This window comes from Microcoleus sp. T2B6 (assembly GCF_036700475.1).
In the GTDB taxonomy this organism is placed as follows: Bacteria; Cyanobacteriota; Cyanobacteriia; order Cyanobacteriales; family Microcoleaceae; genus Microcoleus.
Genome location: NZ_JAUBOZ010000003.1, coordinates 171,603 through 172,640 on the forward strand (window position 1 = coordinate 171,603; position 1,038 = coordinate 172,640).

Here is a 1,038-nt window from a genome sequence, read left to right on the forward strand (position 1 = left end):
AACCATTGATGTCACCTCAGCAAATGTCACCGTTACTGGTAGTAGCGTCACCATTAATCCAACGGCAGATTTAGCGCAAGGTACTGATTACTACGTAGAAATTGCCGCCGGTGCGATTAAAGACTTAGCTGGCAACAATTATGGCGGTACTACAGGCGCAACTGCTTGGAATTTCAGCACCAGTGGGATTCAATACTTACCAGGTTATTATCCCTTACCAGGTTATTATCCCTTACCAGGTTATTATCCCGGTACTACTGCCACTGATACCACACCACCCACAGCCGCCACTTTCACCCCCGCAGACAACGCCACAAGTGTTGCAGTTGCTGCTAATTTAGTGGTCACCTTGAGTGAAGCCGTACAAAAAGGCATCGGCAATATTGTCATCAAGAAAGTCTCCGACAACTCAGTTGTTGAAACCATTGATGTCACCTCCGCAAATGTCACAGTTACTGGCAGTACCGTCACCATTAATCCAACTATTGACTTAGTTAACGGCACTGATTACTACGTTGAAATTGCCGCTGGTGCAATTAAAGACTTAGCTGGTAACAATTATGCCGGGATTACAGGCGCAACTGCTTGGAATTTCACCACGGCTGCCGCCGTTGATACCACACCACCGACAGCCACTTTCACCCCCGCAGATAACGCCACCAGTGTGGCTGTGGGTGCTAATTTAGTTGTCACCTTGAATGAAGCCGTACAAAAAGGCACTGGCAATTTGGTTATCAAGAAAGTCTCGGATAACTCAATTGTTGAAACTATTAATGTGACGGCGGCTAATGTCACAGTTAGTGGCTCTACCGTTACTATTAATCCGACTGCTGACTTGGCAGCAAACACTCCATACTATGTCGAAATTGCCGCTGGTGCGATTAAAGACTTAGCTGGTAACAATTATGCCGGTACGACAGGCGCAACAGCTTGGAATTTCACCACGGCTGCCGCCGTTGATACCACACCACCGACAGCCACTTTCACCCCCGCAGATAACGCCACCAGTGTGGCTGTGGGTGCTAATTTAGTTGTCAC

At 47.7% G+C, this 1,038-nt stretch carries 1 protein-coding gene; it reads left to right on the plus strand.

Annotated elements, in window-relative coordinates:
• Positions 1-1,038 (plus strand): Ig-like domain-containing protein (locus QUA00_RS02465; protein WP_333408590.1); only part of this gene is annotated, 1,038 nt, incomplete at both ends.